Raw genomic sequence first — 541 nt, 5'->3', positions numbered from 1 at the left:
GCGCCGAGCTATGGTGCAGCGATCACCGAATTGAAGCGCGAAGGAAAGCTGGACCGGGAGACGGCCCACCGGCAGGTGAAGTATCTCAATAACGTGATCGAGGCCGATCACGGAAAGCTCAAGATACTGATCAAGCCGGTGCGCGGTTTCAAATCGATCCCCACGGCCTATGCCACGATCAAGGGATTCGAAGTCATGCGAGCCCTGCGCAAAGGACAGGCTCGCCCCTGGTGCCTGCAGCCCGGCATCAGGGGCGAGGTGCGCCTTGTGGAGAGAGCTTTTGGCATTGGGCCCTCGGCGCTGACGGAGGCCATGGGCATGCTCAACCACCATTTCGCAGCAGCCGCCTGATCGGCGCAGAGCGACAGCCTACCTCTGACTGCCGCCAATCTTTGCAACAGAGCCTCCGTCGCCATGCTCACCTCGCTTTGGTGCACACGAGTATTGAGCATAGTCGAGATTGGTGCAGATCACTTCTGATATTGAACTGTCAGGAGCTGGCTGCACAACAGCCATTACGCCCAATCAACTGGTGCAGTCG

1 pseudogene is annotated in these 541 nt (G+C 59.0%); it reads left to right on the top strand.

Annotated elements, in window-relative coordinates:
- Nucleotides 1–351: pseudogene (locus tag ACOTX2_RS25035) on the top strand (IS6-like element IS6100 family transposase); the annotation flags it as partial.
- Between the last annotated feature and the right edge of the window lie 190 nt (nt 352–541).

This window comes from Enterobacter cloacae complex sp. IR5412, from assembly GCF_049237385.1.
Taxonomy (GTDB): Bacteria; Pseudomonadota; Gammaproteobacteria; order Enterobacterales; family Enterobacteriaceae; genus Enterobacter; species Enterobacter intestinihominis.
The sequence above is the reverse complement of the archived record's forward strand: the minus strand, read 5'-3'. Positions and strand labels throughout refer to the sequence as shown.